The organism is Nocardia macrotermitis (genome assembly GCF_009604405.1).
Taxonomy (GTDB): Bacteria; Actinomycetota; Actinomycetes; order Mycobacteriales; family Mycobacteriaceae; genus Nocardia; species Nocardia macrotermitis.
Map to the genome: position 1 here is coordinate 134,741 of NZ_WEGK01000012.1, position 23,765 is coordinate 158,505.

At 67.1% G+C, this 23,765-nt stretch carries 29 protein-coding genes and 1 pseudogene; 15 read left to right on the forward strand and 15 right to left on the reverse strand.

Annotated features, from left to right (window positions below; genetic code table 11):
- Position 1: 1 nt before the first annotated feature.
- The 3 genes from NRB20_RS25800 to NRB20_RS25810 all read right to left on the reverse strand — a co-directional run bounded on the left by NRB20_RS25800 (position 2) and on the right by NRB20_RS25810 (position 3,235).
- Positions 2 to 1,588: a type 1 periplasmic-binding domain-containing protein gene (locus tag NRB20_RS25800; protein ID WP_153413441.1), complete on the reverse strand. Its 1,587-nt coding sequence runs from the start codon at positions 1,586 to 1,588 to the stop codon at positions 2 to 4.
- Between the two features lie 307 nt (positions 1,589 to 1,895).
- Positions 1,896 to 2,609, reverse strand: a complete 714-nt coding sequence (locus NRB20_RS25805) for a YoaK family protein (RefSeq protein ID WP_319945394.1) — start codon at positions 2,607 to 2,609, stop codon at positions 1,896 to 1,898.
- A gap of 89 nt (positions 2,610 to 2,698) precedes the next feature.
- Positions 2,699 to 3,235, reverse strand: coding sequence for a TetR/AcrR family transcriptional regulator (locus tag NRB20_RS25810; RefSeq protein ID WP_153413443.1), 537 nt, complete (start codon positions 3,233 to 3,235; stop codon positions 2,699 to 2,701).
- 74 nt (positions 3,236 to 3,309) lie between these two features.
- On the opposite strand from NRB20_RS25810, the gene NRB20_RS25815 reads away from it, so the two are divergent.
- A complete protein-coding gene (locus NRB20_RS25815) occupies positions 3,310 to 4,356 on the forward strand; it encodes an aldo/keto reductase (protein ID WP_153413445.1) in 1,047 nt (348 codons plus the stop codon).
- A 136-nt stretch (positions 4,357 to 4,492) separates the two neighbouring features.
- On the opposite strand, the gene NRB20_RS25820 is transcribed toward NRB20_RS25815, so the two are convergent.
- Positions 4,493 to 5,368 carry an NmrA/HSCARG family protein gene (locus NRB20_RS25820; RefSeq protein WP_153413447.1) on the reverse strand — a complete coding sequence of 292 codons (876 nt, stop codon included), beginning with the start codon at positions 5,366 to 5,368 and terminating at the stop codon, positions 4,493 to 4,495.
- A 120-nt stretch (positions 5,369 to 5,488) separates the two neighbouring features.
- Here NRB20_RS25820 and NRB20_RS25825 point away from each other — a divergent pair, with 120 nt between their 5' ends.
- Positions 5,489 to 6,076, forward strand: coding sequence for a TetR/AcrR family transcriptional regulator (locus tag NRB20_RS25825; protein WP_194290004.1), 588 nt, complete (start codon positions 5,489 to 5,491; stop codon positions 6,074 to 6,076).
- Positions 6,077 to 6,394: 318 nt separating this feature from the next.
- Here NRB20_RS25825 and NRB20_RS25835 read toward each other — a convergent pair whose 3' ends face one another.
- Positions 6,395 to 7,372, reverse strand: a complete 978-nt coding sequence (locus tag NRB20_RS25835) for a patatin-like phospholipase family protein (RefSeq protein ID WP_319945395.1) — start codon at positions 7,370 to 7,372, stop codon at positions 6,395 to 6,397.
- A 243-nt stretch (positions 7,373 to 7,615) separates the two neighbouring features.
- On the opposite strand from NRB20_RS25835, the gene NRB20_RS25840 reads away from it, so the two are divergent.
- From NRB20_RS25840 to NRB20_RS25855, 5 genes and pseudogenes are all read left to right on the forward strand, one after another.
- On the forward strand, positions 7,616 to 8,629 hold the full coding sequence (locus NRB20_RS25840; RefSeq protein WP_319945396.1) for a helix-turn-helix domain-containing protein: 1,014 nt from the start codon (positions 7,616 to 7,618) through the stop codon (positions 8,627 to 8,629).
- The gene (locus tag NRB20_RS25845) at positions 8,626 to 8,823 is read left to right on the forward strand and encodes a DUF397 domain-containing protein (protein WP_319945397.1); all 198 of its coding nucleotides are present in this window, start codon (positions 8,626 to 8,628) and stop codon (positions 8,821 to 8,823) included. Before NRB20_RS25840 ends, NRB20_RS25845 begins: the two co-directional genes overlap by 4 nt.
- Positions 8,824 to 8,914: 91 nt before the next feature.
- Positions 8,915 to 9,754, forward strand: a complete 840-nt coding sequence (locus NRB20_RS25850) for an SAM-dependent methyltransferase (RefSeq protein WP_319945398.1) — start codon at positions 8,915 to 8,917, stop codon at positions 9,752 to 9,754.
- A 194-nt stretch (positions 9,755 to 9,948) separates the two neighbouring features.
- Positions 9,949 to 10,107 (forward strand): annotated as a pseudogene (locus NRB20_RS39045) (hypothetical protein); the annotation flags it as partial.
- A gap of 271 nt (positions 10,108 to 10,378) precedes the next feature.
- A complete protein-coding gene (locus NRB20_RS25855; protein WP_153413453.1) occupies positions 10,379 to 11,140 on the forward strand; it encodes a hypothetical protein in 762 nt (253 codons plus the stop codon).
- Here NRB20_RS25855 and NRB20_RS25860 read toward each other — a convergent pair.
- Entirely contained in the window at positions 11,130 to 11,462 is a 333-nt protein-coding gene (locus tag NRB20_RS25860; protein WP_194290005.1) for an EthD family reductase, read from the reverse strand. The genes NRB20_RS25855 and NRB20_RS25860 overlap by 11 nt on opposite strands.
- 208 nt (positions 11,463 to 11,670) lie before the next feature.
- Between NRB20_RS25860 and NRB20_RS25865 the strand changes: the two genes are divergently transcribed.
- Positions 11,671 to 12,276 carry a DUF4126 domain-containing protein gene (locus NRB20_RS25865; RefSeq protein WP_153413455.1) on the forward strand — a complete coding sequence of 202 codons (606 nt, stop codon included), beginning with the start codon at positions 11,671 to 11,673 and terminating at the stop codon, positions 12,274 to 12,276.
- A gap of 13 nt (positions 12,277 to 12,289) precedes the next feature.
- On the opposite strand, the gene NRB20_RS25870 is transcribed toward NRB20_RS25865, so the two are convergent.
- Complete coding sequence (locus NRB20_RS25870; RefSeq protein ID WP_153413457.1) at positions 12,290 to 12,757, reverse strand: MarR family winged helix-turn-helix transcriptional regulator; 468 nt, start codon at positions 12,755 to 12,757, stop codon at positions 12,290 to 12,292.
- Positions 12,758 to 12,845: 88 nt separating this feature from the next.
- Here NRB20_RS25870 and NRB20_RS25875 point away from each other — a divergent pair, with 88 nt between their 5' ends.
- Complete coding sequence (locus NRB20_RS25875) at positions 12,846 to 13,760, forward strand: alpha/beta fold hydrolase (RefSeq protein ID WP_153413459.1); 915 nt, start codon at positions 12,846 to 12,848, stop codon at positions 13,758 to 13,760.
- A 21-nt stretch (positions 13,761 to 13,781) separates the two neighbouring features.
- Here NRB20_RS25875 and NRB20_RS38435 read toward each other — a convergent pair whose 3' ends face one another.
- Complete coding sequence (locus NRB20_RS38435) at positions 13,782 to 14,048, reverse strand: hypothetical protein (RefSeq protein ID WP_227833863.1); 267 nt, start codon at positions 14,046 to 14,048, stop codon at positions 13,782 to 13,784.
- Entirely contained in the window at positions 14,048 to 14,317 is a 270-nt protein-coding gene (locus NRB20_RS38440) for a hypothetical protein (protein WP_227833864.1), read from the reverse strand. Before NRB20_RS38440 ends, NRB20_RS38435 begins: the two co-directional genes overlap by 1 nt.
- A gap of 501 nt (positions 14,318 to 14,818) precedes the next feature.
- Between NRB20_RS38440 and NRB20_RS25885 the strand changes: the two genes are divergently transcribed.
- Both NRB20_RS25885 and idi read left to right on the forward strand, forming a co-directional pair.
- Positions 14,819 to 16,006 carry a tryptophan dimethylallyltransferase family protein gene (locus NRB20_RS25885; protein WP_153413461.1) on the forward strand — a complete coding sequence of 396 codons (1,188 nt, stop codon included), beginning with the start codon at positions 14,819 to 14,821 and terminating at the stop codon, positions 16,004 to 16,006.
- Positions 16,007 to 16,011: 5 nt separating this feature from the next.
- The gene (gene idi, locus NRB20_RS25890; protein ID WP_153413463.1) at positions 16,012 to 16,560 is read left to right on the forward strand and encodes an isopentenyl-diphosphate Delta-isomerase; all 549 of its coding nucleotides are present in this window, start codon (positions 16,012 to 16,014) and stop codon (positions 16,558 to 16,560) included.
- Between the two features lie 27 nt (positions 16,561 to 16,587).
- Here idi and NRB20_RS25895 read toward each other — a convergent pair whose 3' ends face one another.
- Positions 16,588 to 17,358, reverse strand: a complete 771-nt coding sequence (locus NRB20_RS25895; protein ID WP_406603875.1) for a 2-phosphosulfolactate phosphatase — start codon at positions 17,356 to 17,358, stop codon at positions 16,588 to 16,590.
- 81 nt (positions 17,359 to 17,439) lie between these two features.
- Positions 17,440 to 18,039, reverse strand: a complete 600-nt coding sequence (locus NRB20_RS25900) for a Uma2 family endonuclease (protein ID WP_319945399.1) — start codon at positions 18,037 to 18,039, stop codon at positions 17,440 to 17,442.
- A gap of 206 nt (positions 18,040 to 18,245) precedes the next feature.
- Between NRB20_RS25900 and NRB20_RS25905 the strand changes: the two genes are divergently transcribed.
- Positions 18,246 to 18,419 (forward strand): hypothetical protein, encoded by a 174-nt coding sequence (locus NRB20_RS25905; protein ID WP_194290006.1) that lies wholly within the window; start codon positions 18,246 to 18,248, stop codon positions 18,417 to 18,419.
- 175 nt (positions 18,420 to 18,594) lie between these two features.
- On the opposite strand, the gene NRB20_RS25910 is transcribed toward NRB20_RS25905, so the two are convergent.
- Complete coding sequence (locus tag NRB20_RS25910) at positions 18,595 to 19,182, reverse strand: TetR/AcrR family transcriptional regulator (protein ID WP_319945400.1); 588 nt, start codon at positions 19,180 to 19,182, stop codon at positions 18,595 to 18,597.
- Positions 19,183 to 19,221: 39 nt separating this feature from the next.
- On the opposite strand from NRB20_RS25910, the gene NRB20_RS25915 reads away from it, so the two are divergent.
- Together NRB20_RS25915 and NRB20_RS25920 are read left to right on the forward strand one after the other, a co-directional pair.
- Entirely contained in the window at positions 19,222 to 20,466 is a 1,245-nt protein-coding gene (locus NRB20_RS25915) for a KasA/KasB family beta-ketoacyl-ACP synthase (protein WP_153413467.1), read from the forward strand.
- Between the two features lie 68 nt (positions 20,467 to 20,534).
- Positions 20,535 to 20,975 (forward strand): SRPBCC domain-containing protein, encoded by a 441-nt coding sequence (locus NRB20_RS25920; protein WP_153413469.1) that lies wholly within the window; start codon positions 20,535 to 20,537, stop codon positions 20,973 to 20,975.
- Positions 20,976 to 20,992: 17 nt separating this feature from the next.
- Here NRB20_RS25920 and NRB20_RS25925 read toward each other — a convergent pair whose 3' ends face one another.
- Genes NRB20_RS25925 through NRB20_RS25935 form a run of 3 tightly spaced genes read right to left on the reverse strand, consistent with a single transcriptional unit; the run spans position 20,993 to position 23,182 of the window.
- Positions 20,993 to 21,874, reverse strand: a complete 882-nt coding sequence (locus NRB20_RS25925; protein ID WP_153413471.1) for an alpha/beta fold hydrolase — start codon at positions 21,872 to 21,874, stop codon at positions 20,993 to 20,995.
- 32 nt (positions 21,875 to 21,906) lie between these two features.
- The gene (locus NRB20_RS25930; RefSeq protein WP_319945401.1) at positions 21,907 to 22,551 is read right to left on the reverse strand and encodes a TetR/AcrR family transcriptional regulator; all 645 of its coding nucleotides are present in this window, start codon (positions 22,549 to 22,551) and stop codon (positions 21,907 to 21,909) included.
- Between the two features lie 52 nt (positions 22,552 to 22,603).
- The gene (locus tag NRB20_RS25935) at positions 22,604 to 23,182 is read right to left on the reverse strand and encodes a TetR/AcrR family transcriptional regulator (RefSeq protein ID WP_153413473.1); all 579 of its coding nucleotides are present in this window, start codon (positions 23,180 to 23,182) and stop codon (positions 22,604 to 22,606) included.
- Between the two features lie 90 nt (positions 23,183 to 23,272).
- Here NRB20_RS25935 and NRB20_RS25940 point away from each other — a divergent pair, with 90 nt between their 5' ends.
- Positions 23,273 to 23,719 carry a DUF1772 domain-containing protein gene (locus NRB20_RS25940; protein ID WP_153413474.1) on the forward strand — a complete coding sequence of 149 codons (447 nt, stop codon included), beginning with the start codon at positions 23,273 to 23,275 and terminating at the stop codon, positions 23,717 to 23,719.
- Positions 23,720 to 23,765 lie beyond the last annotated feature (46 nt).

Here is a 23,765-nt window from a genome sequence, read left to right on the forward strand (position 1 = left end):
GTCAGCAGTCCGGAATCGGTTGTCCCGCAGGCATTGTCACGGTACGCACGGTGTGTGCGGAGCGGTCGCCGCGTCGGACCGGGCATACTCGGACCACGTCCGGGGCGGGATCGGCGCGGTTGCCCGCGTTGTCGAAGTAGATCGGGCCGCCCGCGCCCGGGATCGCTCGTTCGGGTGCGTTGTAGCCGCTGATGGCGGTGTCCACTTCGGCGCGGGTGATCGGATCGTGTTGCGGCAGAGTGTTTGTCGCGCTGAGGATGGTGGTGACCGCGTCATAGCCGTTGACCGCCCAGCCCTGGCCGAGGCGGGAATGGTCCAGGCGCGCGGCGGTGAAGGCGTTCTGGTAGTCCAGATATGCCTGGTCGTCGGTGGGGCGGTGGGTGTCGGCGATCATGCTGGACAGCAGGCGGATCTTGCCGCTGGTGAAGCTGGCCGACTCGAGCGCTCTGTCGCGCAGGTCCTCGAGGATCGGATCGGGTTCGGGGGTGGTCAGCCGCACCGCGTCGGAGGTGGCGACCACGGTGATCGAGGCGGCGTCGCATCGGCCGCTGCCGTACATCTGGTCGATGCTGACCAGGAATCGGCTCAGGTCGCGGCCACGTGCGAGGTAGGCGGCGGTGACGTCTCGGGTTGCGGCGCAGACTCTTTCGGCGGCCTGGACGATGGTGGCGGGTTCGTCGGCGTCGAATTTCACATCCGGGGCGTCGGTGGGCAGGGCGCGGTGCAGCAGCGGGCGCGCGGTGCAGGTGTAGGGGTCGGTGGTACCGGTGGGGACGACCACGAAATCCGGTGTGTGCGTGGAGATCTTGGTCAGGGTGTCGATCTGCACGGCGACCCGGAACGCGATGCGGTAGAAGTAGTCCTTGCCGATCCCGTACCGGTAGGTCTCGGTGGCGTCGCAGTTGTCGAAGACGGGTTGGTCGTGGCGGGATCCGTCCTGGTCGAAACCTTCGGCGGCCACCACATCGCCGATGGATGGAATCTTCGCCGCGGCAAGGGTTTCCACGACGTCGGTGGTGGACTGATAGCTCAGACCGACTCCGGCGACGGCCACCACGTCCGGGCGTCGAGCCATCGCCTGTGCGACCGCTTCAGGGTCGTGTTGTTCGTCGCCGAGTTCGCCGATCAGCAGTTTCACCGGGTGCACGCAGCCCGGTTCGTCGGCGCGGTGTTGGGCCGCGGCCATGCCCTCGAGTTCGTCCAGCGCGCGGCCGCCGACCGAGGTGTCGGTCAGGCTCAGCAGCACCCCGATGGTGACCGGGCTGCCCTCGGGGCAGTTGGCCGCTGCGGAGTCGTTCTGCTGCTCGATGATTCGCATGACGGGCGCGATCTCGCGGACACCGAAGTCGTAGGCTCCCGCACTGAGCCCGACGCACTGGTCCGCCGCACGCCAGGTGGGTGTGCTGGTCTGCCAACCGCCGCCGCAGGTGAACAGCTGGCGGATCTCGCGGGCATAGACGACGCCGGATGCCACCAGGGCGATGATCACGATCGCCGCGCCGAACGGCAGCCACTGGCGGAGGCGGCGTGGTGGTCGTCTCAGCGGCGGAAAGAACCATCCCGCCAGGTGTCGAAGTCTCCGGATCATCGCGGTCCTCGCGGGCGGGGAAGGGGCGAATTCGGCTCGGCCGGTTGCCATTCCTGGGAAGCGACGTGTTCGGCGGATGTTCTATCCTTCCAGGGAGACGGCACGTCGCCACCGCCCCTGACCAGCGCACAGCGCGGCCCTAGACCTCGCTCGCACGGCACCTCGGGTCGCGCGACGAGCCCGGACAGGCCGCCTTGTGCCACCGATTCCCTTCCGCCGGAAGACGATCGCGTGTTATCAGGACAGGCTCTGCCCGATGGGCGTCGGTGTCAAGCCCCGAGTATCGGGGTGAATCCCGTTGTGCGCGTCAGCTTCCGGTGTCGGCTTGTTCCTGGCGACGCACCCAGCGAATGTCCGCGCGCCAGGTGTACCCCGCGACCAGGGCCGAACCGACGGCAGCGGCGATGAGCATCTCGTCGCCGTTGACCACCAGGCTGACCAGGCCGCCGATCCCCGCGCCGGCGACGAACGAGAACCACTGCACCGCATACCCGAGCCATTCGCGATGGGTGCCCCCCGCGATGTGGCGTTCGATGCCCTGGGCGAGCTTCACCAGCGTTCCGGTGACGTACGTGACCGGGATCGCGGTCTCCCCGTTACGCACGAACGAGGTATTCAGCGAACCCATGGCGAATGCGACGAACAGAATCGGCACCAACCCGACACTCTGCGCGGAACTGAACCCGTCGATCACCGCGGCGACCACCAGCGCCAGCGTCGCCAGCACCGTCGCCCCGTGCGGATGGTTACGCCACCACCGGCGACGGCACACCGACGCGCACAACACGCCGGCCAGAAAGCTCACGATCAGTAACAACGCACCCCGCGCGAGCAGAAAATCACCGAGAAACCCGCCGATGACCGCCCGTTCGGTGTTACCGGTCATGAAGGTGACGAAATACCCCTGCGAATGCGTATAGGCGGCTGCGCCGACGAACCCGGCGAGAATCAACAGCGCGGTGGCCAGCCGGGCTTCCAGATCCCAGAACGGCGCACGTGTGTCGTTCGAGTTCGCAGTCACAGCGACAGGCTAGCAATCTATGCGGCACCGAGCATGGATTGTGGTGCGGGACGCTTCGCGCGTGACGGTGTGATCCGACTCGGGCCCGTTCACCCCTCGACGATCGCCATCAATGCCGCGACGAAGGGTGCGGGATCCACATCGCCGCGCACCGCGAGTTGCATGTTGTAACTGCTGCACAGCGCCACGAACGCCTCGGCGATCGGCTCGGACTCGCCGCGCCGATGTTCGGGCACCAGGTCGGCGACCGCCGCGCGCATCACCGTGAGTTGTTGTCGCACAACCTCTCCCAGTGTTTCCGATACGGCCGCTTCGGCGTAGATCTGGGCTGTCAGCCGGGCATGTCCCTTCTCGCGTGCCAGGGTTCGGACGTGTTCGAGGAAGGCGGTGACGGTCGCGGCGGTGAGTTCGCGGGGGAGTGCGTCGCCCGCCTGTTCGCAGACCGCGACGATGATCTGCTCCTTGCTGGTGAAGTACCGGTAGATGGCCCCGTTGGAGAGTCCGGATTCCGCGACGATGTCGGCCATCGAGGTGTGCGCGAAGCCGCTGGCCGCGAATCGGGTGCGGGCGGCGTCGAGGATCTGCTGACGGCGGGCGTCGAGGTGTGTTTGGCTGACCTTGGGCATATAAAAGAGTGACCCCTCGTTTTTCTTGATACTGTCGCAAGCCTACCGCGCGACCACTACTTTCAGGAGCGACCATGCGTTACCAGACCTTCGGCAGACGAACCGGACTGCGGGTGTCGGAGTTCGTGCTGGGCACGGCGAACTTCGCGACCTCGGAGGCCGGTGCCGGTCCCGAGGGTTCGCGGCAGATCTTCGAGGCGTTCGCCGACGCGGGCGGCACCACGATCGACACCTCGAACATCTACCAGAACGGACAGGCCGAAACCGTGCTCGGCGGGCTGCTGCGCGGGCGGCGGGACGAGTTCGTGGTGATCACCAAATACAGCGGGACCCGGCAGCCGAATCCTCGCCCCGGCACCACCGGCAACAGCCGCAGGGTGATGATTCGTTCGCTCGAGGCGAGCCTGCGGCGGCTCGATACCGACTACGTGGATGTGTTCATGCCGCACTTTCCCGACGGCACGACCCCGATCGAGGAGATTCTGGCCGGGTTCGAGGATCTGATCCGTTCGGGCAAGATCCTGCACGGCGGGTTGTCCAACTTCCCGGCCTGGCGGGTCGCCGGTGCGGCGGCGCGGGCGGATCTGCGCGGGCTGGCACCGCTGGTCGGCATGCAGACCGAATACAGCCTGGCCGAACGGTCCGCCGAGCGGGAGCTGCTGCCGATGGCCGAGGCCCACGGATTGGGTGTGGTGTTGTATTCGCCCTTGGCCGGGGGACTGCTGACCGGGAAGTATCGGCAGGGTGAGCAGGGGCGGCTGAGCGCTCGCGGTGACGCGCTCGAGGGCACCGCGCAGCGCAGTGCCGTGGTCGACGCGGTGTTGGAAGTCGCCGAGGAGATCGGCGCCAGCGCGGTGCAGGTGTCGCTGGCCTGGTTGCGTCGACGCGCCACACTCGCGCCGACGACGTTGATTCCGATCCTCGGTCCGCGTTCGCTGGCCCATTTCGAGCAATATCTCGGGTCGCTCGAGGTCGAACTCGGTGACGAGCACTATCGGCGTTTGGACGAGGTCAGCGCGGTGTGGTTGGGAACTCCACACGAGGACGTCGCGACGGCGTTGGGTCACGGTGCGGACGGGGACCGCACGTTGCTCGACGCACCTGTCGTTCCCGTCGTCTGATCGTCGCTCGCGAAACCCCTTCTCCGGGTGCGCTTCTCAGAGTTCTCCGGGCACGCTTGTCCGAAACGAACGTGCGTTCCGCGCGGGCATGCTCTCGTGCCACGCGCTCCCGGACGGCCGGGTCCGTGCGCGGCGATCAGGCCGGGGGATCGAGCAACGGGCGGATCAGCCCGGTTCCCTTGTGCCCGAGCCATTCCCGGAAGCTCATCAGCCCCGGGTGCAGCGCCCGCAGCCCTTCGATATCCACATCGGGGACGCTGCCGTCGCCGCTGTTGAGCATCTCGTAGCCCCGCGCGAATCGTTCGTTGATGCGGCGCAGTTCCTCGATCGGGCGCTGGATGTACGGCACCTCCCGCCCGAGCGCCGCGCTGACCTCAGCGGCGACCTGGGGCGGGGTCAGCGCGTCGCCGACCAGTTCGAGTGTGCGGCCGCGGAAGACCTGCGGATTCCGCAGCGCGAGAGCGGCGAACGCGCCGATGTCGTCGAGCGCGATGAACTGCTGGCGCACATGGGGCGCGGCGGCGGTGCGCAGCGCGCCGTCCCTGATGCCGACCGTGGCGGATTGCGTGATCAGGTTCTCCATGAAGGAGCTCGGGCGCAGCACCGTGGCCGAGACGCCCGACGCGGCGAGGTATTGCTCGATCTCCCATTTGGTGGGCTGCCCACCGCGGTCCGCGCCCAGGCCCGAACTGTAAACCAGATGTGCCACACCGTATTTCACGGCCGCGTCGATAACGGCCTTGCCCGCAGCGACCTCGTCCTGCTCGGGAGCCAGCGGCCCGGGGTGCACGCTGTAGACGCCGTGGACGCCCTCGACGCAGCGATCGATCGTCGCGGAGTCCTCGAGCGAGCCCGCGATCAGCTGCGCACCCGCGTCCGCCAGGGCCCGAGCCCGGACACTGTCCGGATGGCGCGTGAGCGCCCGCACCTGCCAGCCGTCCGCGAGCAGCCGGTCCGCGACCGCGCCACCCTGCTGTCCGGTCGCGCCGGCGACGAAAACAACCTGGTTCATCTGTCCTCCGTGATCGTTCCTCGGGGTCACCGCACCGCGCGGTAATCGGAGAAGTCTCTCCGCTTCGGAACTATACGGAGACCTCTCTCCGTTTCGCAAGGGTGGCCGTATGCTCGAATGATGGGTGAGAACGCCGCGCACGACGCCAGACCGCTCCGGGCGGACGCGCGCCGCAACCGGGATCAGGTGCTCGCGGTCGCGCGGGACATGCTCTCGGTAGAGGGTTCGGCGGTGTCCTTCGACGAGATCGCGCGCCGGGCCGGGGTCGGAGTCGGCACCGTGTACCGGCACTTCCCCACCCGCAACGCACTGTTCGAGGCGGTCGTCATCGGCCGCGTCGAGGAATTCACCGAACGCGCACGCCTGCGCTCGGAGGCCGCCACATCGGGCGAGGTGTTCTGCGACTACTTCGCCCATCTCGTCGGCGAGATCGCCCTCAATCAGGCGCTGTGCGAAGCGCTCGACGACAGCGACGACATCGCCGTGGCCATGCCCGCCCGGCTCCGGGACGAGTTCATCCGATCGTTCGAAACCCTTCTGGTGCAGGCGAAGCGGGACGGGACGATACGAGATGATGTCGATCTCGCCGACGTGCTGGACCTGCTGATCGGCACGGCCACCGCCGAACGCCGCGCTCGCTCACGTGATTCCGGGAGCCCGTTGATCGCCGTTGTGCTCGACGGGCTTCGTGCGACATCCTCCTCGTAGCCGCGAACGGGCACATCGTCAGTCGCGAACGGCACATCGTCGGTACGGACAGGTACATCGTCAGTCGCGAACGGGCACATCGTCAGTGCGGGCAGGTACATCGTCACTGCGGATGGGCACATCGTCGAAGGTCACCGGATCGCAGTTGTCGACGAGTCCTGAACCAGCACTGCGGCTTTCGCTCAGAAAGGCGCGATGACGGATCCGGGATCCTGGGCCGCGGCGATGGTGGCCGCGCCGCCCGAGCGCGAGTGGCCGATGATGACTGCGGGGCCGCCCAGGTCGCGCGTTGGGGTCGGTGGTTCCGTCGAGTAGCCGCTAGGGCCGGATTGCTCCATCGATGTTCCCCGACCCCGCGACATGCGTGAGTCCCGGCAGCGCCGCGAGAACCGCGTCGCGTCCCAGGTCCAATGCGCGCATCAGCACCGCCGAATCGCGCCCGACCCGTCCGATCGCGGGCGCGTGCCGGGGCGGGCGGATCTGCAGGATGGTGCGATCGCCGGTGAGGACGCCTTCGTCGCGGGCATGGTGTTCGGCGCGTGCGAGCCAGTTCTGCACCACCCCGGGCGCGTGCCGGGACAGGTAGCGTGCAACGACGCGAGTCTCGATCGACGAAGGGGCACTGGGCATTTCGTCGTCACGGCGGGTGCGCAGGACGAGCGTGTGGGTTGCGCCCTGGGCCAGAGCGGTGTGGATGGGCACCGATTCGGACAGCCCCGCGTCGACGTAGCGCCGTCCGGCGAACTCGACCGAACGCCCGGCCAGAATCGGCAGACAGGTGGTCGCCAGCAGCGCCCGTTGCAGCGAGGCCGGGTCGGTGATGTGCGGATGCAGATCCACCGCCGCGCCGTCGGCGGTGTCGGTGCCGATGGGGTGGAACGTCACCGGATTCTCCACGATGGCGGCGAAATCCATCGGCACGATCCGCTCGTACACGGTGTGCACCAGATACCGGGTATCGACCACGCGCCCACCACGCAACGCCCGCGCCGGATCGATCACCCGCCGCACCACATCCGCATGCCAGGCCCGCCGCGACCGATTCGCCCGCCCACACAGCAACCACGCCCCGTTCAACGCCCCCGCCGACGACCCGTACACCGCATCGAAGCAGCTCAACACCCCCAAATCCTCGAGCCCCATCACCATCCCGTGCGAATACGCCCCTCGCGCCGACCCACCCTCGATCACCAACGCCAGCCGCGCCCCGTCCGCCCGCCGCCCCGGCACGCTCCCACCGTCCCGCCGCGCGGCGATCAGTTCGGCAACCGGGGATGCGGATTCTTCGAGCGACACGAGCGAACCTTTCAGCAATACGAAACGACCGCGATCCGGTCTATCACAACGCCCTCACCAGCCTCGACGCGACGTCCGCGGTCCGCCACGCCGCGCATCCGGTATCCGTCCCAGCCGCACGGCGTGACGGCGACATCCGCGCCGATACATCGGTCGCCGCGCTCGGCCCGACCGCGCGCGATATGGACTGGCGGGCAACAGAATTCACCAAACGGAACACGCCCCGAATGGAACCTGTCCAAAGTGGACTGTTTCAAACCGAATTCCATCCTGGCCCGATGCGCGAATCGCACGAAAATCGCCCCCGATCACACCAACGACCACGAGCCACATGATGGGCTGACCTCATTCAACGAGCCGCACCGGGAGGCGGGAATGTCGGACGACGGATCAACCCTGGCACGACGCCAACTGGGCAAATACCTACGAGACGGCCGCCAGGAACGCGGCCTCACCCTCCACCACGCCGCCGACCTGATCCAGCGCAGCGCGACTGCCTTGCAGCGAATCGAGAAGGGGAATGTCGCGAAGGTACGCGAGGTCGATATCGACGCACTCTGTCGGATCTACGAATTCGACGCGGACCATACGGCGGCTATGAAAGGTCTTGCCGCGCAAGGCAATGACCAGAGCTGGTGGTACGAGTTCGGCGACCTGATGCCGGAGAACTTCGACTTCTTCGTTGGACTGGAGGCGTCAGCGCAACGGCTGACAACCTACGAGCCGGAGTTGGTGCCCGGGCTGCTGCAAACCCCGGCGTATGCCAGCACATTGATCCGGTCCGTTTATCCTGATGACGGTCCAGAGGAGCATGCACGCAGAGTGCAGTTGCGGATGCGGCGGCAGACCAGGATTACGCGCAAGTACGAACCAGCGACACTGGATGTCGTTTTGCGCGAGTCGGTTCTTAGGGGTGTTGTAGGGGGTTCGAAGGCCATGGCTGCCCAGCTGAAGCACTTGGCGGACATGGGAACTCGGTCAAACATCAATGTGCAGGTGTTGCCGTTCAGTGCCGGATTCCCTCTCGGGGAAGCTGTTGGTTCGTTTGTGATCTTGGAGTTCGGCGCGGACAGTCGAGGCCAAGCGGTCGAGCCACCCGTCGTCTACACAGAATCATTCATAGGGGAGCTGTACCTCGCCAAACCGATTGCGGTTCAGCGATACCATGGGGCATACGATTCTCTACGGCGAAGCGCGTTGGATGCGACAGCCAGTCGAGCCTTGCTTCGTCAGATTGCGAAGGAGTACGCGTCGTGACGGACGAGCTAACGACCGCGAAGTGGTTCAAGAGCAGCCGCAGCGGCGGTTCGAGGAACTGCGTCGAGGTTGCCTTTCTCGCCAAAGGGCTTGTTGGAGTTCGTGATTCGAAGAACTCCTCAGGCCCAGCGTTGATCTTCACATCCGACGAGTGGGCAGCTTTCACGCACGCGGCGGCTCGAAACCTGGCCTGACCGGCCGAGTTTCGAGGTTGCGCGGCGTATGCGCGGGTTGGGGTGGTTAGCTTCTCGTCGAGTGGCGATGGTCGAGGCGAAGGAGGCAGGCGTGTCCGATTCCAGTGGTGGGGTCGATCTGCGGCAGGATGTTGCGCACAGTGCGCGGATCTACGATCACTTCCTCGGCGGTAAGGACAATTACGCGGCGGATCGTGCCGCTGCGGAGAAGATCGAGCAGGCTATTCCCTCGGTGCGGGCGGTTGCTCGGGGTAATCGGGAGTTCATGGTGCGCGCGGTGCGGCATCTGGCCGCGGGGGAGGGGGTGCGGCAGTTCCTGGATATCGGGACCGGTATCCCGACCGAGCCGAACCTGCATCAGGTCGCTCAGGACAGCGCGCCGGACGCGCGAGTGGTGTACGTCGACAACGATCCGATCGTGCTGGCGCATGCGCGGGCGTTGCTCACCGGCACTGCCGAGGGGCGCACCCACTATGTGGAGGCCGATGTCACCGCGCCCGAGCGGATCCTGTCGGCGGCTGGTGTCCGAGAGACGCTCGACTTCGATCAACCGATCGCGTTGAGTCTGATCGCGCTGTGCCATTTCGTTCCCGGGGACCGCATCTACGACATCATCGATACCCTGCTCGCACCCCTGGCGTCGGGTTCGTATCTCGTAATGACCCATCTGACAAAAGATTTCGATGAACAGATGGTGGAGGGCGCCGTCCAGGCATACACCCGCAGCGGCATTGCGATGGAGGCCCGCGGGTACGACGGCGTCGCCAGATTCTTCCGCAACCTCGACCTGCTCGCCCCGGGCGTCGTCGCGATCGAGGACTGGCACCCCAACGGGATCGAACCCGAACCGGACCCGCAGGTGCCCCGTCTGCAAACCAACGCCACGAAACCACCGGCAGCCGGATACGCCGCAGTCGGGCGCAAGAGGTAGCCGACGCCATCGTATCGCCGCTCCACGAAAACCCTTGCCGCACTTATGCTCTCGGGTAACCAACATCCCGCCTACAGCATCGTCGGCGGGGCGCGCTATCAGGGGTCGCCGTAGTATCGACTGAATTTCGGGCGGATATGGCGTAGCGGGAAGCGGGGTCCGCGGCGGGTGGTTGGCGCTCGGTCAGCGCGGCGCAGGAGGTCGGCGCGATCCGTTGCGACCTCGGAGTGCCCGAGTTGCTGGTCCTCACCACCGCCGTGGCCCGGGCCGGCAACCCGGCTCAGGCGATCCACTTCCTCGATGTGTTGCTGGACGGCGTTGTGCCTCGTGGGGACAAGATGTTCGGCATGTAGCGAACCCAGCACCGCTGCGCCCAGGCGCGAGAGTTCGGATGTCGCAGCGCCGCGGACGTCGACGGCTCGCCCCGCCCGGCAGTTCCAGGGAGGCAGTCCCATTCACGCAGGCGCTGCCGGTTGGGTCGGTGCGAACCTTCTGGCGCGAGCGAGGATCGATGGTGCCCACATGACCGGACTGATCTTCCTGATCGACCGTAATACTTTCTCCTGCAACAGTTTTGCCTAGGAGTACACCGCTAGGGTCGGGGATCGCTGATATTCTCCGGGCATGAGCGAAACCGCCAGGGTAGTCGACGTCCCGGAATATCTCGACGCCGAATTGGTCGCGGGGGAGGAATTCGCCGACGGACCGGCTTTCTGGTTGGCGCACTTGCTGATAACGATGGGTGATCTCGATGCGGACCCGGAGGCCTACGGCGTCACGGAGTCGGTGTTCGAGACGGTGATGGAGCGTCTCGGCGATGCCGGTCTGCCGTGGCTCACGTTCCGCGTCCCGTTCGGGGGCGGGCACACGGCGTTGGCGATCTATGTCAATTTCGAGGATGAGAGCACCGTCGAATTCGTTGTGCACCAACCGGACTGGGGTCGGCTCGGGCATCTGGGGCAGTGTGGTCCCAGTTCCGCCGGGCCGGGCTTGTCCTGGCAGGAGTTGACCGCTATTGCCGCCGCTGTCCCGCAGGGCGTGTCGGACGCGGAGGGCCTGCTGGACCCGGCGCAGCGTCTCCTGCTTCTGCTGCCCATGCTCGGGGATGCGGCCACCCCCGATGACGCCGTCGATGTCGTGGCGCAGGCGCTCGTGCGGTGCGGGATGATCGACGACGTGGCCGCTCGGTTCGCACGGGAACTGCTCGAAACCGATGCGGATGATCGTCCCGTCGCGCCGTCATGGATTGTGGCCGAGGACAATCCGGTGCCGATCTGCACTTCCCGCTACAGTCCGCGCCAGGTCCCGATCGCTCTGGGCATCAGTCGAACCCAAGCCCAGGCCCTGGCCGATGCGCTTCGGGGCGAGACGACCGCTACCGCATGAGGTCGTCGAGTTCGAAGATCATGCTGCGGACTGCGGCGAAGCGAGTCAGATGCGAGACGTCGGCGGCGACGGCTCGGCCGATCTCGGATTCGAACGCGGCGTGCAAGGCGGTCAGGTCGTCCCACTCCAGGGTCGCTATCAGGTAGTACTGCTCGCCCCGGACGCCGCGCATGTGGCGGCTGAGCGAGTACCGCCGCAGTCCCGGCAGCTGTCGGCCCAAGGCGATGTGCACTTCGCGATAGTGGTGTTCGAAGGCGTCGGGATCGGACGGATCACCCCACAGCACAACGAGTCTGGCGTTCGGGTCGACGTTCACTGGCATGACTGATGGCTCCTGTCGATCAATGGCAAACGGCGGCTACCTGTGTAGCCGTCCACCCTCCCGACGTTCGAGACGCGCGAAGATCGACGCCCGTCTGCCCGCACGAACTCGCCGAGCCGTCGCGGTCCTCGAAGCGGTGTCCGGTTCGAGAACTGCCGCCGTCTCACATCGGTCGGCGTATGTCGGACCGTTGCCCCACACTTGTCCCATGGAGATCACATCGGCCGTGGGCGCGGTGCTCGGCGCTTTCGGGCTGTCGGGTGCGGCGGGGCTCAATGCATGGTTGCCGCTGTTCGTGGTGGGCGTGGCGGACCGGATGGGGTGGATCGATCTCGGGCAGCCGTATCACTGGCTGTCCTCGACCCTCGTGCTGGCGGGCATTGCCGTGCTGCTGGTCGTGGATCTGGTGTGCGACAAGATCCCGGCGGTGGATTCGGCGATCCATGCCCTGGGCACGGTGATCGCGCCGACTTCGGGCGGGATCCTGTTCGCCGCCGATACCAGCCTGAACGCGCACGTTCCGACGGCGGTCGCGGCGGTTCTGGGCGCGGTCGTCGCCGGTGGTGTGCATGTCGGGCGCTCGACCTCGCGGCCGCTGGTGACGGGAACGACTGCGGGCGTGGGTAATCCGGTCGTGTCGATCCTGGAGGACGTCTCGTCCATGGCATTGACGGTGTTGGCGCTGGTGGTGCCGATCGCCGCGTTCGTCGTGGTGGTGGCGTTGTTGATTGGGTTGGGCTGGTTGGGGTTCCGGGCGGTCCGGTGGGCCCGTTCGCGGCGCAACGGTCGCCGGGTCGAGCCGTCGGTGGAGTAGGTCCGGGCGTGGATCAGTCGGCGTTGGTGAAGTAGCCGGGGGCGTCGAAGGTGTTGGGGATGCGAATTCCCAAGTCGGAGAGGGCGTCTTCGAGGCGGTTCAGCTCGTCGGTGCCGATCCGGCGGGCCCATTGCTCGCGTAGTTGATCGAAGACCTCCTCCCCGGTGCGCAGCAGTTGGTGGCCCAGGGGAGTGACCTGGTAGCGGCGGCGTCGGCTGTCCCGGGGGTCGGGCGCTCCGGCGATGTAGCCGCGATCTTCCAGGAAGGCAACGGTTTTGGCGGCGGCCTGGCGGGAGACGCCGAGCTGACGCGCGAGTTCGGGGATGGTGTCCCCGCCCGCGTCGATGGTGCGGATCGCGAAGTCGTGGACGGGCCGGATCTGCTCGTGCCCGCGCCGAGCGAGTTCGACGCTGGCGGCGTCGGCGAGTGCGCGGAAGCCGCCGAGGAGGAGCAGGGCGAGATCAGCGCCGGACCTGGTCATGCCGCGATCATACGCAACCTGGTTGACGTAGTGACAACTTGGTTGCTAGTTTGGCGACAACCAAGTTGTCGCAATCCTTGGAGATGCCATGCCCATCACTCCCGCCGGTGCCACGATTCCCGAGGTCACCCATCACATCGCGCAGGTCGGCACCCCGGTGCACTACGTCACGGCCGGTAGTTCCGGAAGTCCGGTTCTGCTCGTCCACGGCTTCCCGGAGAGCTGGTGGGCCTTCCGCGGCGTGATCCCGCTCCTCGCGGCGGAGCATCGCGTCATAGCCGTGGATCTGCCGGGATTCGGCGATTCCGCCCATGCCGCAACGGAATTCAGCAGCACCTTCGCGGCGGAGTGCCTGCGTCGGCTGATCGAACACCTGGATCTCGGCCCGGTTCATCTCACCGGCCAGGACATCAGCGGCGTCACCACCTTCCGTCTGGCCGCCACGTACCCTGATCTGATCCGCAGTTTCGCCGCGATCGAGACCGGCCTGCCCGGCTTCGGCATGGAGGTACTCGCGGACGTAACCCACGGCGGCACTTGGTATATCGGGGTACTGGCCGCACCCGGCATCGCGGACATGCTCATGACCGGCCGCGAACGCGAATTCCTCACCGAGCACGCCTTTCCCGCCATGAGCGCGAGCCCCGACTCGATCACCGCCCAGGACCTCGACGAGTTCACCCGCGTCTACGCCCAGCCCGCCGGTTTCGCCGGAGCGAGCGGCCTCTACCGCTCAATGCTGGTCGAGGGCAAGCAGATTCAGGACATGGTCGCCGCGGCGAAGCTCACCATGCCAGTCCTGTCCGTCGGCGCGGGCGCGAGCCGATTCACCCACGACACCATGCACGCCGTCGCCACCGACGTCACCGAGGCCGCCCTCCCCGACATCCGCCACCTGGCCGCCCTGGAAGATCCGCAATCCCTCACCGAAACCCTGCTGACCTTCTACCGCCGACTGGACCAGATATCCAGCCTTCGCGAATCACGTTCCGCCACTTCATGATTCGCATGCTCGCCGAGCCGTCTACGCGGCGAAGACCTCGGAGATGTCGGTGGCGGTGATAGCGCGATCGAACCAGCGATCGAGGACCTCGATATCGCCGCAGGACCGAATCCGCTTCTCATCCTTGGCCGAGACCGGGACACCCCGCTTACCGAGAAGCCGCAAGATCTTCTCCACCCCATCCTCGACCCGCCCAGCAGCGCGCCCCGCCGCCTCCCCGGCAGCTCGCCCCTCAGCCCGCAGCCGCTGTGAGGTCGGCGACCGGAAGAATGACAGATCGACAGCCATCAGTTCACTCCATTTCTTGGTGGCCCGGGCGTTACCCAGTATGCCGGGGCAGCGGGCTTGTCCGCGTCCTTCTCGCCCTGCGCCTCCGCGGCCAGCATGAACTCGCCGTCCTCCGCGGTGGTGACCTTGAGCAGAGTATCCACTCGTCGCTCGACCGGCCGGAACCCGGTGAGGTCATTGGTATACAACGCAACTTCTTTCGGGTCGCCGAAGGGGAGACCCAGGGCTTGGCCGATACGCTTCGGACGCATATCCGTCGCCGTGGACATCTGACCCATTGTTCGGAATGTCAACTGTTCCGGGGCATTTCGTCTTCAATGAGGGTGCGGAAGGAACGCAGTTCCGGCCCTTCGGCGATCGCACGGGCCTGATCCGCGCGCTGTACGAGGCACGGTTGGAACCGATTGTGGACGCGGTCGAAACGGGCCCGCCGCCCCTGGGGCCCGATACCCCCTGCGTCGCAACGCATCCCGGCCCTGCTCGATGTCCTGCTGTGCTTCGAACTCGACAACCGCCATCTGGCACCGGCTCTGGAGGACATCGGGAACATGAGCCCGTACCGGGCCGAGCGTTACCAGCGTTGACACAACGCCTGCCGCAACCGGCGCTTCAGGCCCAAGTTCGGCGAGATGCTGACCTAGGTGCCGCACGGCGGCACCCAGCACATCCTCGATAGTTGGCCCAGGTGGCGGTTTGTGCGCCACGGGCGTTTTGACCCGCTGCGGGTTCCGGAGGTCACTCCGCCGTCAAGTGTGCCGCTGGATAATGGTATGGTACATAAAAGTTGGTACGATGACAGTAGGGTTGGTCGGCCTTCCATAGGGTGCCGCCTTCCCGAAGTTGTTCTGTGGAGAAGGCGAATGGCAGCGAACCGCGCAAGAACCTGGGCATGTGTCGACATTGATCACCCCCTGACTTATCGAAGCGTTGTCGCGGCGCACTTGGAGATGTTGTGCCGGACCATGGCGCCAGCCGACGAGGGCGCCGCGCGTCAGATCGAGATGGTGTGTTCGTTACCAGGAGCGTGGGCCGACGAACCGGTGGAACGGTTGGACCGCCACCACTCGTTCGTCGCGAATGATGGTTCGCCGGTGGAGTTTTCGTTCGCGATGACCCGATCGGGAGCTGCGGCTCGGGTGTTGTTCGAACCGCTGGACATCACGCTGGGTGCGTCGTCACCGCCTCGGGAGGAATCCCGTTTCGTGGAGCGGTTGAGCGAGGCTCTGAATGTAGATGTCAGCAAGTTTCGTCTCGTCGCGGACATCTTCCAGGGGCCGGCGGTGAGTGGTTCGTTCTCGATGATGTGCGCGGCAGCGTTGACGACCGGCGACATTCCGCTGTTCAAGGTGTACTTGAACCCGGCGATCGGTCCGTCGCGGCCGCATCAGGCCGTCGGTGCCGCGATGGGGCGTCTGGGGCTCGGCGCCCAGTGGGATCTGTTGTGCGAGCATCTGGGTGCGGATGTGTTCGATGGTCCGCATCATGAGATCGCGCTGTTCGCACTCGATCTGGGCAACTTCCCCGAGGCCCGGGTCAAGCTGTACCTGCGGCATGCCGGCTGCGGGCCGGAGGAGATCGAACGAGTCGCGGCTCTGGCGGCGGACCACGAGCCTGATCTTCTCCCGAAGATCCTCGGCTGTATCGACAACAGCCCGGTCGATGGCTGGGCGAAAGCACCAATGACCTGTTTGTCGTTTCTGGCGAGCAATCCGGAGCCCGCGTCGGTGACGTTGTACTGCCCGCTGGACCCGAATGTCGGCAGCGATGCCGAGGCGAGTGTGCGGGTGGTGGATCTGCTGGAGATGTCGGGCATCGCTCCGGAGCTGTTCGGCGCCGTCATCACCGCTGCCTCCGGCAGCGACCTCGCTGGTGGGCGTCGGCTCAGTTGGGTCAGCTACAAGCGGCCCGCGGACCCTGTGGTGACCGTCTACGCCGGTCTCGACGGCACGAAGCGGTGAACGCGATGAACCTGCGGGTCGACGACCACCCCGAGATCGAGCGGGTCGTCCTGCTCGACGAACAACTCTCCCCGATCGGGGCTGCCCCCAAGGCGAGCGTGCACACCACGCAAACGCCGCTGCACCTGGCGTTCTCGTGTTACATCTTCGGGCCTGACGGCCGCGTACTGCTCACCCGCAGAGCGATGAGCAAGAAGGCATGGCCCGGTGTGTGGACGAATTCCGTCTGCGGGCATCCGGGACCCGGCGAAGAGATGGCCGACGCGGTGCGCCGACGCGCGCGACAGGAACTCGGCCTCGAGGCGATCAGGGATCTCGAGATCGCGCTCCCCGAATTCCGGTACCGCGCCGTCGCGGCCGATGGAATCGTGGAGAACGAGTACTGCCCGGTCTGGACCGCCAGCACGGACCGCGAACCCCGGCCTGCCCCGTCGGAGGTGTGTGAATGGCGGTGGATCGAGTGGGCGGTCCTGGTAGAGGTCATCGATCGGGCACCGTTCGTGGTCAGTCCGTGGTCGCAGCTACAGATCCCGCAACTGGCTGCCAGGGTGTAGCACTTGCCCGGCGCGTCGGGCCCGGTGTCAGTTGATCGCCGCCAGGTCGGTGAACGCGCCGTCGTGTAGGACGGGAACCACTGTGCTGCTGTCGATTTCGACGGCTATCTCGACATCCTCGGCGAAGCCGATGGCGGTGAGTTCGCGGCCGGAGGCACAGTCGCGGATGAGTGCGGGCAGGTCTGTGACGGCGTCGTGGGAGGCGCGCGCTGTGGTGGCTTCGGGGGACAGGGGGCCCGCGCCGTGACGGGCCAGGGCGGAGATCAGCGCGCCCGCGCCGAGCCAGTCCTCGATGGCCGGGCGCAGGATCGGTTGGCCGGGCCAGGATTCGCCCGCGGCGATGACCGAGACCGGATGATCGAGGGTGCCCCAGCCCTGTGCGCGAATCCATTGCGCGACCGCGGTGACGTTGCGCAGGCAGGCCGCGGCGACCGGGGCGTCGGTGACGGCCGCGGAGATGGCCGATCCGTTGGGGGAGGGCAGCACCAGGCGTGCGGGCGCGGGTGCGCGCCGCAGTGCCGCCGGAGACAACGACCAGGGTTGGCGCACAGTCGCTTTCGATCGCGCCACGGCCCGCTCGGCCCGATGCCGGACAGCCGTCCGATCGGCCCGCTCATCGTGCCACGCACACGGCAGCACCCGAGTCCCGTTCTCCACGGCCACCGACACCGAGGTGGTGAACGACAGCACATCGACCACGACCACGACCACACTCCCCGCCGCGAGCGCCCGCGCCCCCGCAGGCCCCCAATCCATCCGCACACCCCACCCCCGCTGCCCCGCCCAGTCCGCATCCACCGAATCCCCCTGTCCTCGTATTGCCCTATCCGACGCTGGTACGTGCGGGCTGGATGTCCGGCTCCGACTGTAGGCCGATGGTCAGGGGCGATGGAGAGCGTCGAAGGTTATCGCGAGGGTGACCGGTGTGTCCAGGACCAGGGCGGTGCGGTGGACTTTGTGGGGCATGTACCGCAGGCCGGACCAGTCGAGGCGGTATTCCTCGATGCGGTCGATGGTTTCCCAGCTCTTGTCGAAGTGGACGATGAGGTAGGCGGGGATGCCGGTGCGGGCGTAGAGCGGGTGTTTCTCGCTGGTGTCGGTGTCCACGGTGCTTTTGGAGACGACTTCGACGACCAGGGCGATGTGGTCGCGGACGGTGTTGACGTCGTACGGTTCGCAGTCGCGGACGAAGATGTCCGGATAGCGGATGTTGAGTCGGTGGTCGGTTCGGCGGTCCTCGGCGTCGGCGAAACGGACCGCGACATCGGATCCGATGCGCAGGCACGGGCCAGCGGGGTCGCGAGCGTCGTCCAGAGCGGTGGCGAGTCGGCGCACGATGCGGCTGTGCGCCTCGCTCTGGGCCCTCATTTGTACTACGAGGCCGTCGATGATCTCGATGTCGCCGAATGCGTCGGGCTCGGCGGTCAGGAACTCTTCCGCAGTGATCCGGGGATGCGCATCGGGATGCGTTACCGTCACAATCGGCTCCTCGAGGTGAGTCGTTTGTCCGAGCCTACGACACTGCGCATTGCAGCAGACGGGCTGAGTTCTGCTCGGCTCACGGTCCGATGTTCGCGACTGTGCCCAGGTCCGCACCGGCCACTCACGCGGTAGCTGCCCCGGCCTCCCGTCCCGGGGGCGGCCGAACCGGGTGGCGGCCCCACGAGCAGCAGGTCCGGGACTGGATGCGTGAACTGGCGGCCGCGGATTCCGAGCAACTCGCGGATGATCTGGTGCTGCTGGTGAACGGTGTCTACGTCACCGCGACCGTGTTGGGTCACCAGGGGCCCGCTCGACGCGCCGGTGAGCTTGCTCGTGGTCTGGTCCGTGCCGCGTGCGACGAATCCGGACAGTCCTGAAGCCGATCCGGGTGCCGCCGGGGCCATCGATACGCGGCGGTCGGCCGAGCCGATGGTGGCCGGATCGGACGCCGATCCCGGTTCAGTGCGACAACGTCGTACGGCGGGCGGATGCGACCGGGGGTCGTATCCGGTTCGGGCGGCGGGTATCCGGAGGCGGGGGTGTGGGTATCGGTCAGTGGGTGGGGGTGCGGGTGTTGGTCGGGGGGAGGCATTGGTTGATCAGGAGGCGGGCGGCTTTGGAGACGCGGGTGGTGTCGCCGGTGACGAGGCGGTCCTGCAGGAGGCCGCGGATGCCCGAGATCAGGAGGGTGGCGGTGGATTCGGGGTCGGGGAGGTCCGGGTCCAGGCTTTGCAGTACGTCGGTGAGGGCGTGGATCAGGATGTGGACCGCATCGTTGGCGTAGGCGCTGAAGGGGCTGGCCGGGACGGTGGAGACGCCCAGGACCTGCATCAGGACGCCGGTGCTGGTGACCCAGTCGCTGGTGGTGTTGACGCAGAACGATTCGATCATGCGGCGGCGCAGCATGTCGATGTCGATGACGCCGGCGAACAGGCCCGCGATGTCGGGGCGCTGGGTTTCCAGGGCCGCGATGAGCATCTGTTCCTTGCTGCCGAAGTAGTGGATCAGCATGCGTGAGCTGGTGCCGAGGTAGTCCGCGAGGGGGCGCAGGGACAGTTCGACGAGTCCGTGATCGCCGATGTAGGCGATGACTCCGGCGAGCAGGGCGGCCCGGCGGGCCTGGTCGAGAGGGCGTGGCACCGGTTGACTGTAGCGCTTGGTACAGGTATTCATGACGCCATGGGTGTAACAACTGCTTCACTTTCGCGGCGTGATGTTGTCGTCACCGCCATGACCACCACTACCAGCCTGGCCCCGGATCTGGCGGGCACCTGGTCGGGCCTGCTGGCCGGTGAGAGCGGAATCGGCCCGCTCACAGACGATTTCGTCACCAAGTACGATCTGCCGGTCCGCATCGGCGGCAAGCTGAAGCAGGGGCCCGGTGAGCACCTGACGCGCATCGAACTGCGCCGGCACTCCTACGTGCAGCAACTCGCGCTGGTGCTGGGTCGCCAGGTGTGGGAGGAGGCGGGTACGCCCGAGGTGGACGGTGAGCGCCTCGCGGTCGCGATCGGCACGGGCCTGGGCGGCGGGGACACCATCAACGCCGCCATCCGCCTGATGGACACCGGGGGTTACCGCAAGATCCCGCCGATGACGGTGCCGATGGTGATGCCGAACGGTTCCGCGGCGCGCGTGGGCCTGGAATTCGGTGCCAAGGCGGGGGTGTACGCGCCGACCTCGGCGTGTTCCTCGGGTGCGGAGGCGATCGCGCACGCGTGGCGGTTGATCGCGACCGGTGAGGCCGATGTGGTGATCGCCGGTGGCGTGGAGGGCTATATCGAGGCGATCCCGATCGCGAGTTTCGCGATGATGCGCGCGATGAGCACCCGCAACGACGAGCCGACCCGCGCCTCGCGCCCGTTCGATCGCGATCGTGATGGGTTCGTGTTCGGTGAGGCCGGTGCGCTGGTGGTGCTCGAGTCCGAGGAGTTCGCCCGCGCGCGGGGTGCGCGGATCCACGCCCGGTTGATGGGCGCGGGCATCACCTCGGACGGTTATCACATCACCGGAACTCAGCCCGAGGGTGAGGGTTCGGCGCGCGCGATGCGCAAGGCGATCGAGTTCGCCGGGCTGGCGCCCGCGGATATCGAGCACGTCAACGCGCACGCCACCTCGACGCCGGTCGGGGACGCCTCCGAGGCCAACGCCATCACCGCCGTCGCGCCCGGGGCCAGTGTGTACGCGCCCAAGGGGGCGCTGGGGCATTCGATCGGCGCGGTCGGCGCGCTCGAGGCGATCCTGACGGTGTGCAGTGTGCGTGACGGAATCGTCCCTCCCACACTGAATTTCGAGAATCCCGACGAGGGTGTGGAACTGGACATCGTGCACGGCAAGGCCCGCGAGCAGGACATCTCCTACGCGCTGAGCAACTCGTTCGGTTTCGGCGGCCACAACGTGTCGCTGACGGTCGGGCGCGTCTGAGACGGGGTGGGTGCGCCCGGCCCGCGCACCCACACCCGTTCTAGAACTTGTTTCAGTATTGTTCCGGCATGGCTTTCGTGATCGAGGACACCGTGCGGATCGATGCTCCCGCCGAGGTGGTCTGGCAGGTACTCACCGACTTCCCCCGCTACCGGGAGTGGAACCCGTTCTGCGTCTCGGCCGAATCGACCCTCGAGCCCGGCGCGCCGATCACCATGCGGGTGCGGTTGCTGGGGTCGGGCGAGCGTACCCAGCGCGAATGGATCCGCTCGGTCGATCCCGGCACCGCGTTCAGCTACCGCATGAAACCGATTCCCCTGGGCGCCCTGCACAGCCTGCGCTCGCACACCGTGACCCCGGTGGATGCGACCCACTGCCGCTACGACTCGCATTTCGAACTCGGCGGCTGGCTGTTGCCGGTGGTCACGGGCCTGATGGGTGCGGCGTTGCGGCGTGGCTTCGGCGCGATGACCGCCGCGGTCGCCGACCGCGCGACGCAGCTGGCCTGAACCCCGGGTGGTTCGACTCAGCGGGTGAGCAGTTCGCGAACGAATTCGGTTACCGCGGCGGGCTTTTCCTCGGCCATGAAGTGCCCGGTGGTGATGGGCTGGTAGGTCGCCGCGGGGGCCCACTGCCGCCACAGGGCCGCGGCGTCGAAGCCCAGCACCGCGCCCCAGTCCTGGGACAGGACCGCGACGGGCATGGCGAGTTGGGCTCCGGCTTCGCGGTCGGCGCGGTCCATCTCCAGGTCGATTCCGGCGGTGGCGCGGTAGTCCGCGACGATCGAGGGGATCGCGGCGGTGGAGCTGTCGATGTAGTGGCGGCGGATCGGGGGCGCGAAGGTGGCGCCGCTGGGGTCCCAGGCGTCGAGGAAGGAGCCGAAGAAGTCCGCGGCGACGGCTTCGATCATGCGCTCGGGCAGGCCTTTCGGCTGGGCCATGAGGTAGAGGTGCCAGGCGACCGCGGCCTCGGCGCCGTGCAGTACGTCCCAGCTGTCCATGGTCGGCAGCACGTCCAGGATGCCCAGGTGGGTGATGGTGTCGGGGTGGTCCAACCCCGCGCGCACCCCGACCAGGGCGCCGCGGTCGTGGCCGATGAGGGCGAATCGGTCGAATCCGAGTTCGCTTGCCGCGGTGCGGATGTCGTGGGCCATGGTGCGTTTGGAGTAGGTGTGCGGGGAGGTTTCCTCGGGTTTGTCGCTGGCGCCGTAGCCGCGCAGGTCCGGCACGATGACGGTGTGCTGTTCGGCGAGTTCGCGCGCGACGTGCCGCCACATGAGGTGGGTCTGCGGGAAGCCGTGCAGCAGCACGATCGGGTCCCCGGTACCGGCGGTGGCGACGTTGAGTGTGATGCCGTCGGCTCCGGGAAGCCGGCGGTAGTCGAAGCCGTCGATCCTCGAATCTGTCATGGGGCGTTGGCCTTTCGGTGCTCGGGTGATGGTCAGGAGAAGATGGCGCGGTGTGGCGGATCGGCCGGGGCGCTGGCACGCAGGGCGGGGATCAGGATGGTGTCGACCAGGTGCGCGAGGTATTGCGGGCTGACCGGCAGGCCGTTGAGTGAGCGCAGCAGCAGTACCGATCCGGTGATCTCCTCGTAGGGGAACGGCTGCGCGCCCGGGGGGAGTTCGCCGCGGGCGATGGCCGCGGACAGCACCTCGGCGGGGAGTTTGGCTCCGGTCGGCCCGGTGGTTTCCTCGATGTGGCCGCACAGGTCCGGGTCCTCGAGACCGGCTTGCAGCAGCATCAGGCTCATGGTGGCATCGGCCGAGGCCATGGTGGCCGCGAGGCGTTCGCACAGGGCGAGCAGGTCGGTGCGCAGGGCGCCGGTGTCGATGGGGGCGGGGGAGTTGCCCGCGGCGGGGCCGGCCTTGACCGCGGCGACCACCATCTCGCGTTTGGTTTCCCAGCGCCGGTACAGGGTCGCTTTGGAGGCGCGGGCGCGGCGGGCGACGGCTTCGAAAGTCAGTGCGTCGTAACCGATCTCGCCCAGGAGCTCGAGGACGCTGGCGAGGATCTGGGCTTCGCGCGCGGGATCGCGGGGACGTCCGGCGCGCACCTCCGCGGGAGATTCATTACGAAACGGCACGTTCTGTACCGTATCAGAGTCGGCGGGACACGGCGTCGCCGCCGGGGGCGCCTCAGAGCACGGCGAGCCGGTCCACCAGCAACTCCACCCTGCGTTCGGCGTCCACTCGGGGCAGCCGTCCGGCGCGGGTCAGGGTGGCCAGCCCGTGCAGCGCGGCCCAGAACAGTTCGGTGAACAGCCCCGGCTCGACGCCGTCCCCGGCGACCTCGCCGAGGCATTCCAGCAACGCGGCGAAGGCGTCCTTGAGTGGCTCGGGGGTGTCCTCGCTGGCGAATATCAGGCCGCCGTCGAGTTGGAAAATGGCGTCGTAGACCGGCTGATTGCGTTCGGCGAAGTCGAGGTAGGCCAGGGCCAGGGCGGTGACCCGGGCGCGCGGGCCCTCCACCGCGGCGGTCGCGGCCCGCAGTGTCGTGGCCATCTCGGTGGCGCCTTCGAGCGCGACCGCGCCGATGATCTCGCGCTTGCCACGGAAGTGGCTGTAGAGCACGGGTTGGCTGTATTCGATGCGTTCGGCGAGCCGCCGGGTGGTGACCGCGTCCCAGCCCTGCTGTTCGGCGAGTTCGCGGGCCGTGGCGACGATGAGGCGCTCGCGTTCGGCCCGTTCGCGTTGCTTGCGTTCCTGTACCGACATACCTCGATGCTAGCACTGCTAGACAATCGATCGGCAGTAGGTCTAGTGTTGACTCATTATCTAGCAACACTAGCTCTCTGGGAGGTCAGCATGTTCAGCGCACTCGAGGTCTTCACCATCGTGGCCGTCGGCCTGATGGTGGGGGTGGAGTTCTCCGTCGCCTTCGTCATCAATCCGATCCTGGACGCGCTTCCCGGTGACGCCGACCAGCTCGGTCGCGCGCACGGGGGCCGGATGCTCGGCGCGGTCATGCCGTTCTGGTACATCGGTTCGCTCATCGCGATGGTGATCTGGGCGATCGCCGGGTGGCATCACGCCGGTACGGGCCTGGTCGTCATCGCCGCGGTGCTGCTGATGGTGAGTGTGATCATGTCGATCGCGCTGCTGGTCCCGATCAACAACCGGAACAAGACCTGGACCGTGGAGAGCCGGCCCGAGGACTGGAAGGAGCAGATGAATCACTGGGACCGCTTCCACTACGTCCGCGTCGCGATCATCGTGGCGGCGTTCGCGCTGGTGGCCGCAGCGGTCGTCTGAGGCCTGCGGGCCGAAATGCGCAGTTGCCCGGGATCATCGGTGGGCT

What these genes read in the sequence shown, in the direction of transcription:
- NRB20_RS25855 (WP_153413453.1), top strand. Translation starts at nt 10,379, where the DNA reads ATGAGCGAAACCGCCAGGGTAGTCGACGTCCCGGAATATCTCGACGCC.
- NRB20_RS25825 (WP_194290004.1), top strand. Translation starts at nt 5,489, where the DNA reads ATGGGTGAGAACGCCGCGCACGACGCCAGACCGCTCCGGGCGGACGCG.
- NRB20_RS25815 (WP_153413445.1), top strand. Translation starts at nt 3,310, where the DNA reads ATGCGTTACCAGACCTTCGGCAGACGAACCGGACTGCGGGTGTCGGAG.
- NRB20_RS25800 (WP_153413441.1), bottom strand. Translation starts at nt 1,588, where the DNA reads ATGATCCGGAGACTTCGACACCTGGCGGGATGGTTCTTTCCGCCGCTG.
- NRB20_RS25860 (WP_194290005.1), bottom strand. Translation starts at nt 11,462, where the DNA reads ATGCCAGTGAACGTCGACCCGAACGCCAGACTCGTTGTGCTGTGGGGT.
- NRB20_RS25865 (WP_153413455.1), top strand. Translation starts at nt 11,671, where the DNA reads ATGGAGATCACATCGGCCGTGGGCGCGGTGCTCGGCGCTTTCGGGCTG.
- idi (WP_153413463.1), top strand. Translation starts at nt 16,012, where the DNA reads ATGAACCTGCGGGTCGACGACCACCCCGAGATCGAGCGGGTCGTCCTG.
- NRB20_RS25935 (WP_153413473.1), bottom strand. Translation starts at nt 23,182, where the DNA reads ATGTCGGTACAGGAACGCAAGCAACGCGAACGGGCCGAACGCGAGCGC.
- NRB20_RS25885 (WP_153413461.1), top strand. Translation starts at nt 14,819, where the DNA reads ATGGTACATAAAAGTTGGTACGATGACAGTAGGGTTGGTCGGCCTTCC.
- NRB20_RS25915 (WP_153413467.1), top strand. Translation starts at nt 19,222, where the DNA reads ATGGGTGTAACAACTGCTTCACTTTCGCGGCGTGATGTTGTCGTCACC.
- NRB20_RS25920 (WP_153413469.1), top strand. Translation starts at nt 20,535, where the DNA reads ATGGCTTTCGTGATCGAGGACACCGTGCGGATCGATGCTCCCGCCGAG.
- NRB20_RS38440 (WP_227833864.1), bottom strand. Translation starts at nt 14,317, where the DNA reads ATGTCCACGGCGACGGATATGCGTCCGAAGCGTATCGGCCAAGCCCTG.
- NRB20_RS38435 (WP_227833863.1), bottom strand. Translation starts at nt 14,048, where the DNA reads ATGGCTGTCGATCTGTCATTCTTCCGGTCGCCGACCTCACAGCGGCTG.
- NRB20_RS25905 (WP_194290006.1), top strand. Translation starts at nt 18,246, where the DNA reads ATGCGTGAACTGGCGGCCGCGGATTCCGAGCAACTCGCGGATGATCTG.
- NRB20_RS25870 (WP_153413457.1), bottom strand. Translation starts at nt 12,757, where the DNA reads ATGACCAGGTCCGGCGCTGATCTCGCCCTGCTCCTCCTCGGCGGCTTC.
- NRB20_RS25875 (WP_153413459.1), top strand. Translation starts at nt 12,846, where the DNA reads ATGCCCATCACTCCCGCCGGTGCCACGATTCCCGAGGTCACCCATCAC.
- NRB20_RS25820 (WP_153413447.1), bottom strand. Translation starts at nt 5,368, where the DNA reads ATGAACCAGGTTGTTTTCGTCGCCGGCGCGACCGGACAGCAGGGTGGC.
- NRB20_RS25810 (WP_153413443.1), bottom strand. Translation starts at nt 3,235, where the DNA reads ATGCCCAAGGTCAGCCAAACACACCTCGACGCCCGCCGTCAGCAGATC.
- NRB20_RS25925 (WP_153413471.1), bottom strand. Translation starts at nt 21,874, where the DNA reads ATGACAGATTCGAGGATCGACGGCTTCGACTACCGCCGGCTTCCCGGA.
- NRB20_RS25940 (WP_153413474.1), top strand. Translation starts at nt 23,273, where the DNA reads ATGTTCAGCGCACTCGAGGTCTTCACCATCGTGGCCGTCGGCCTGATG.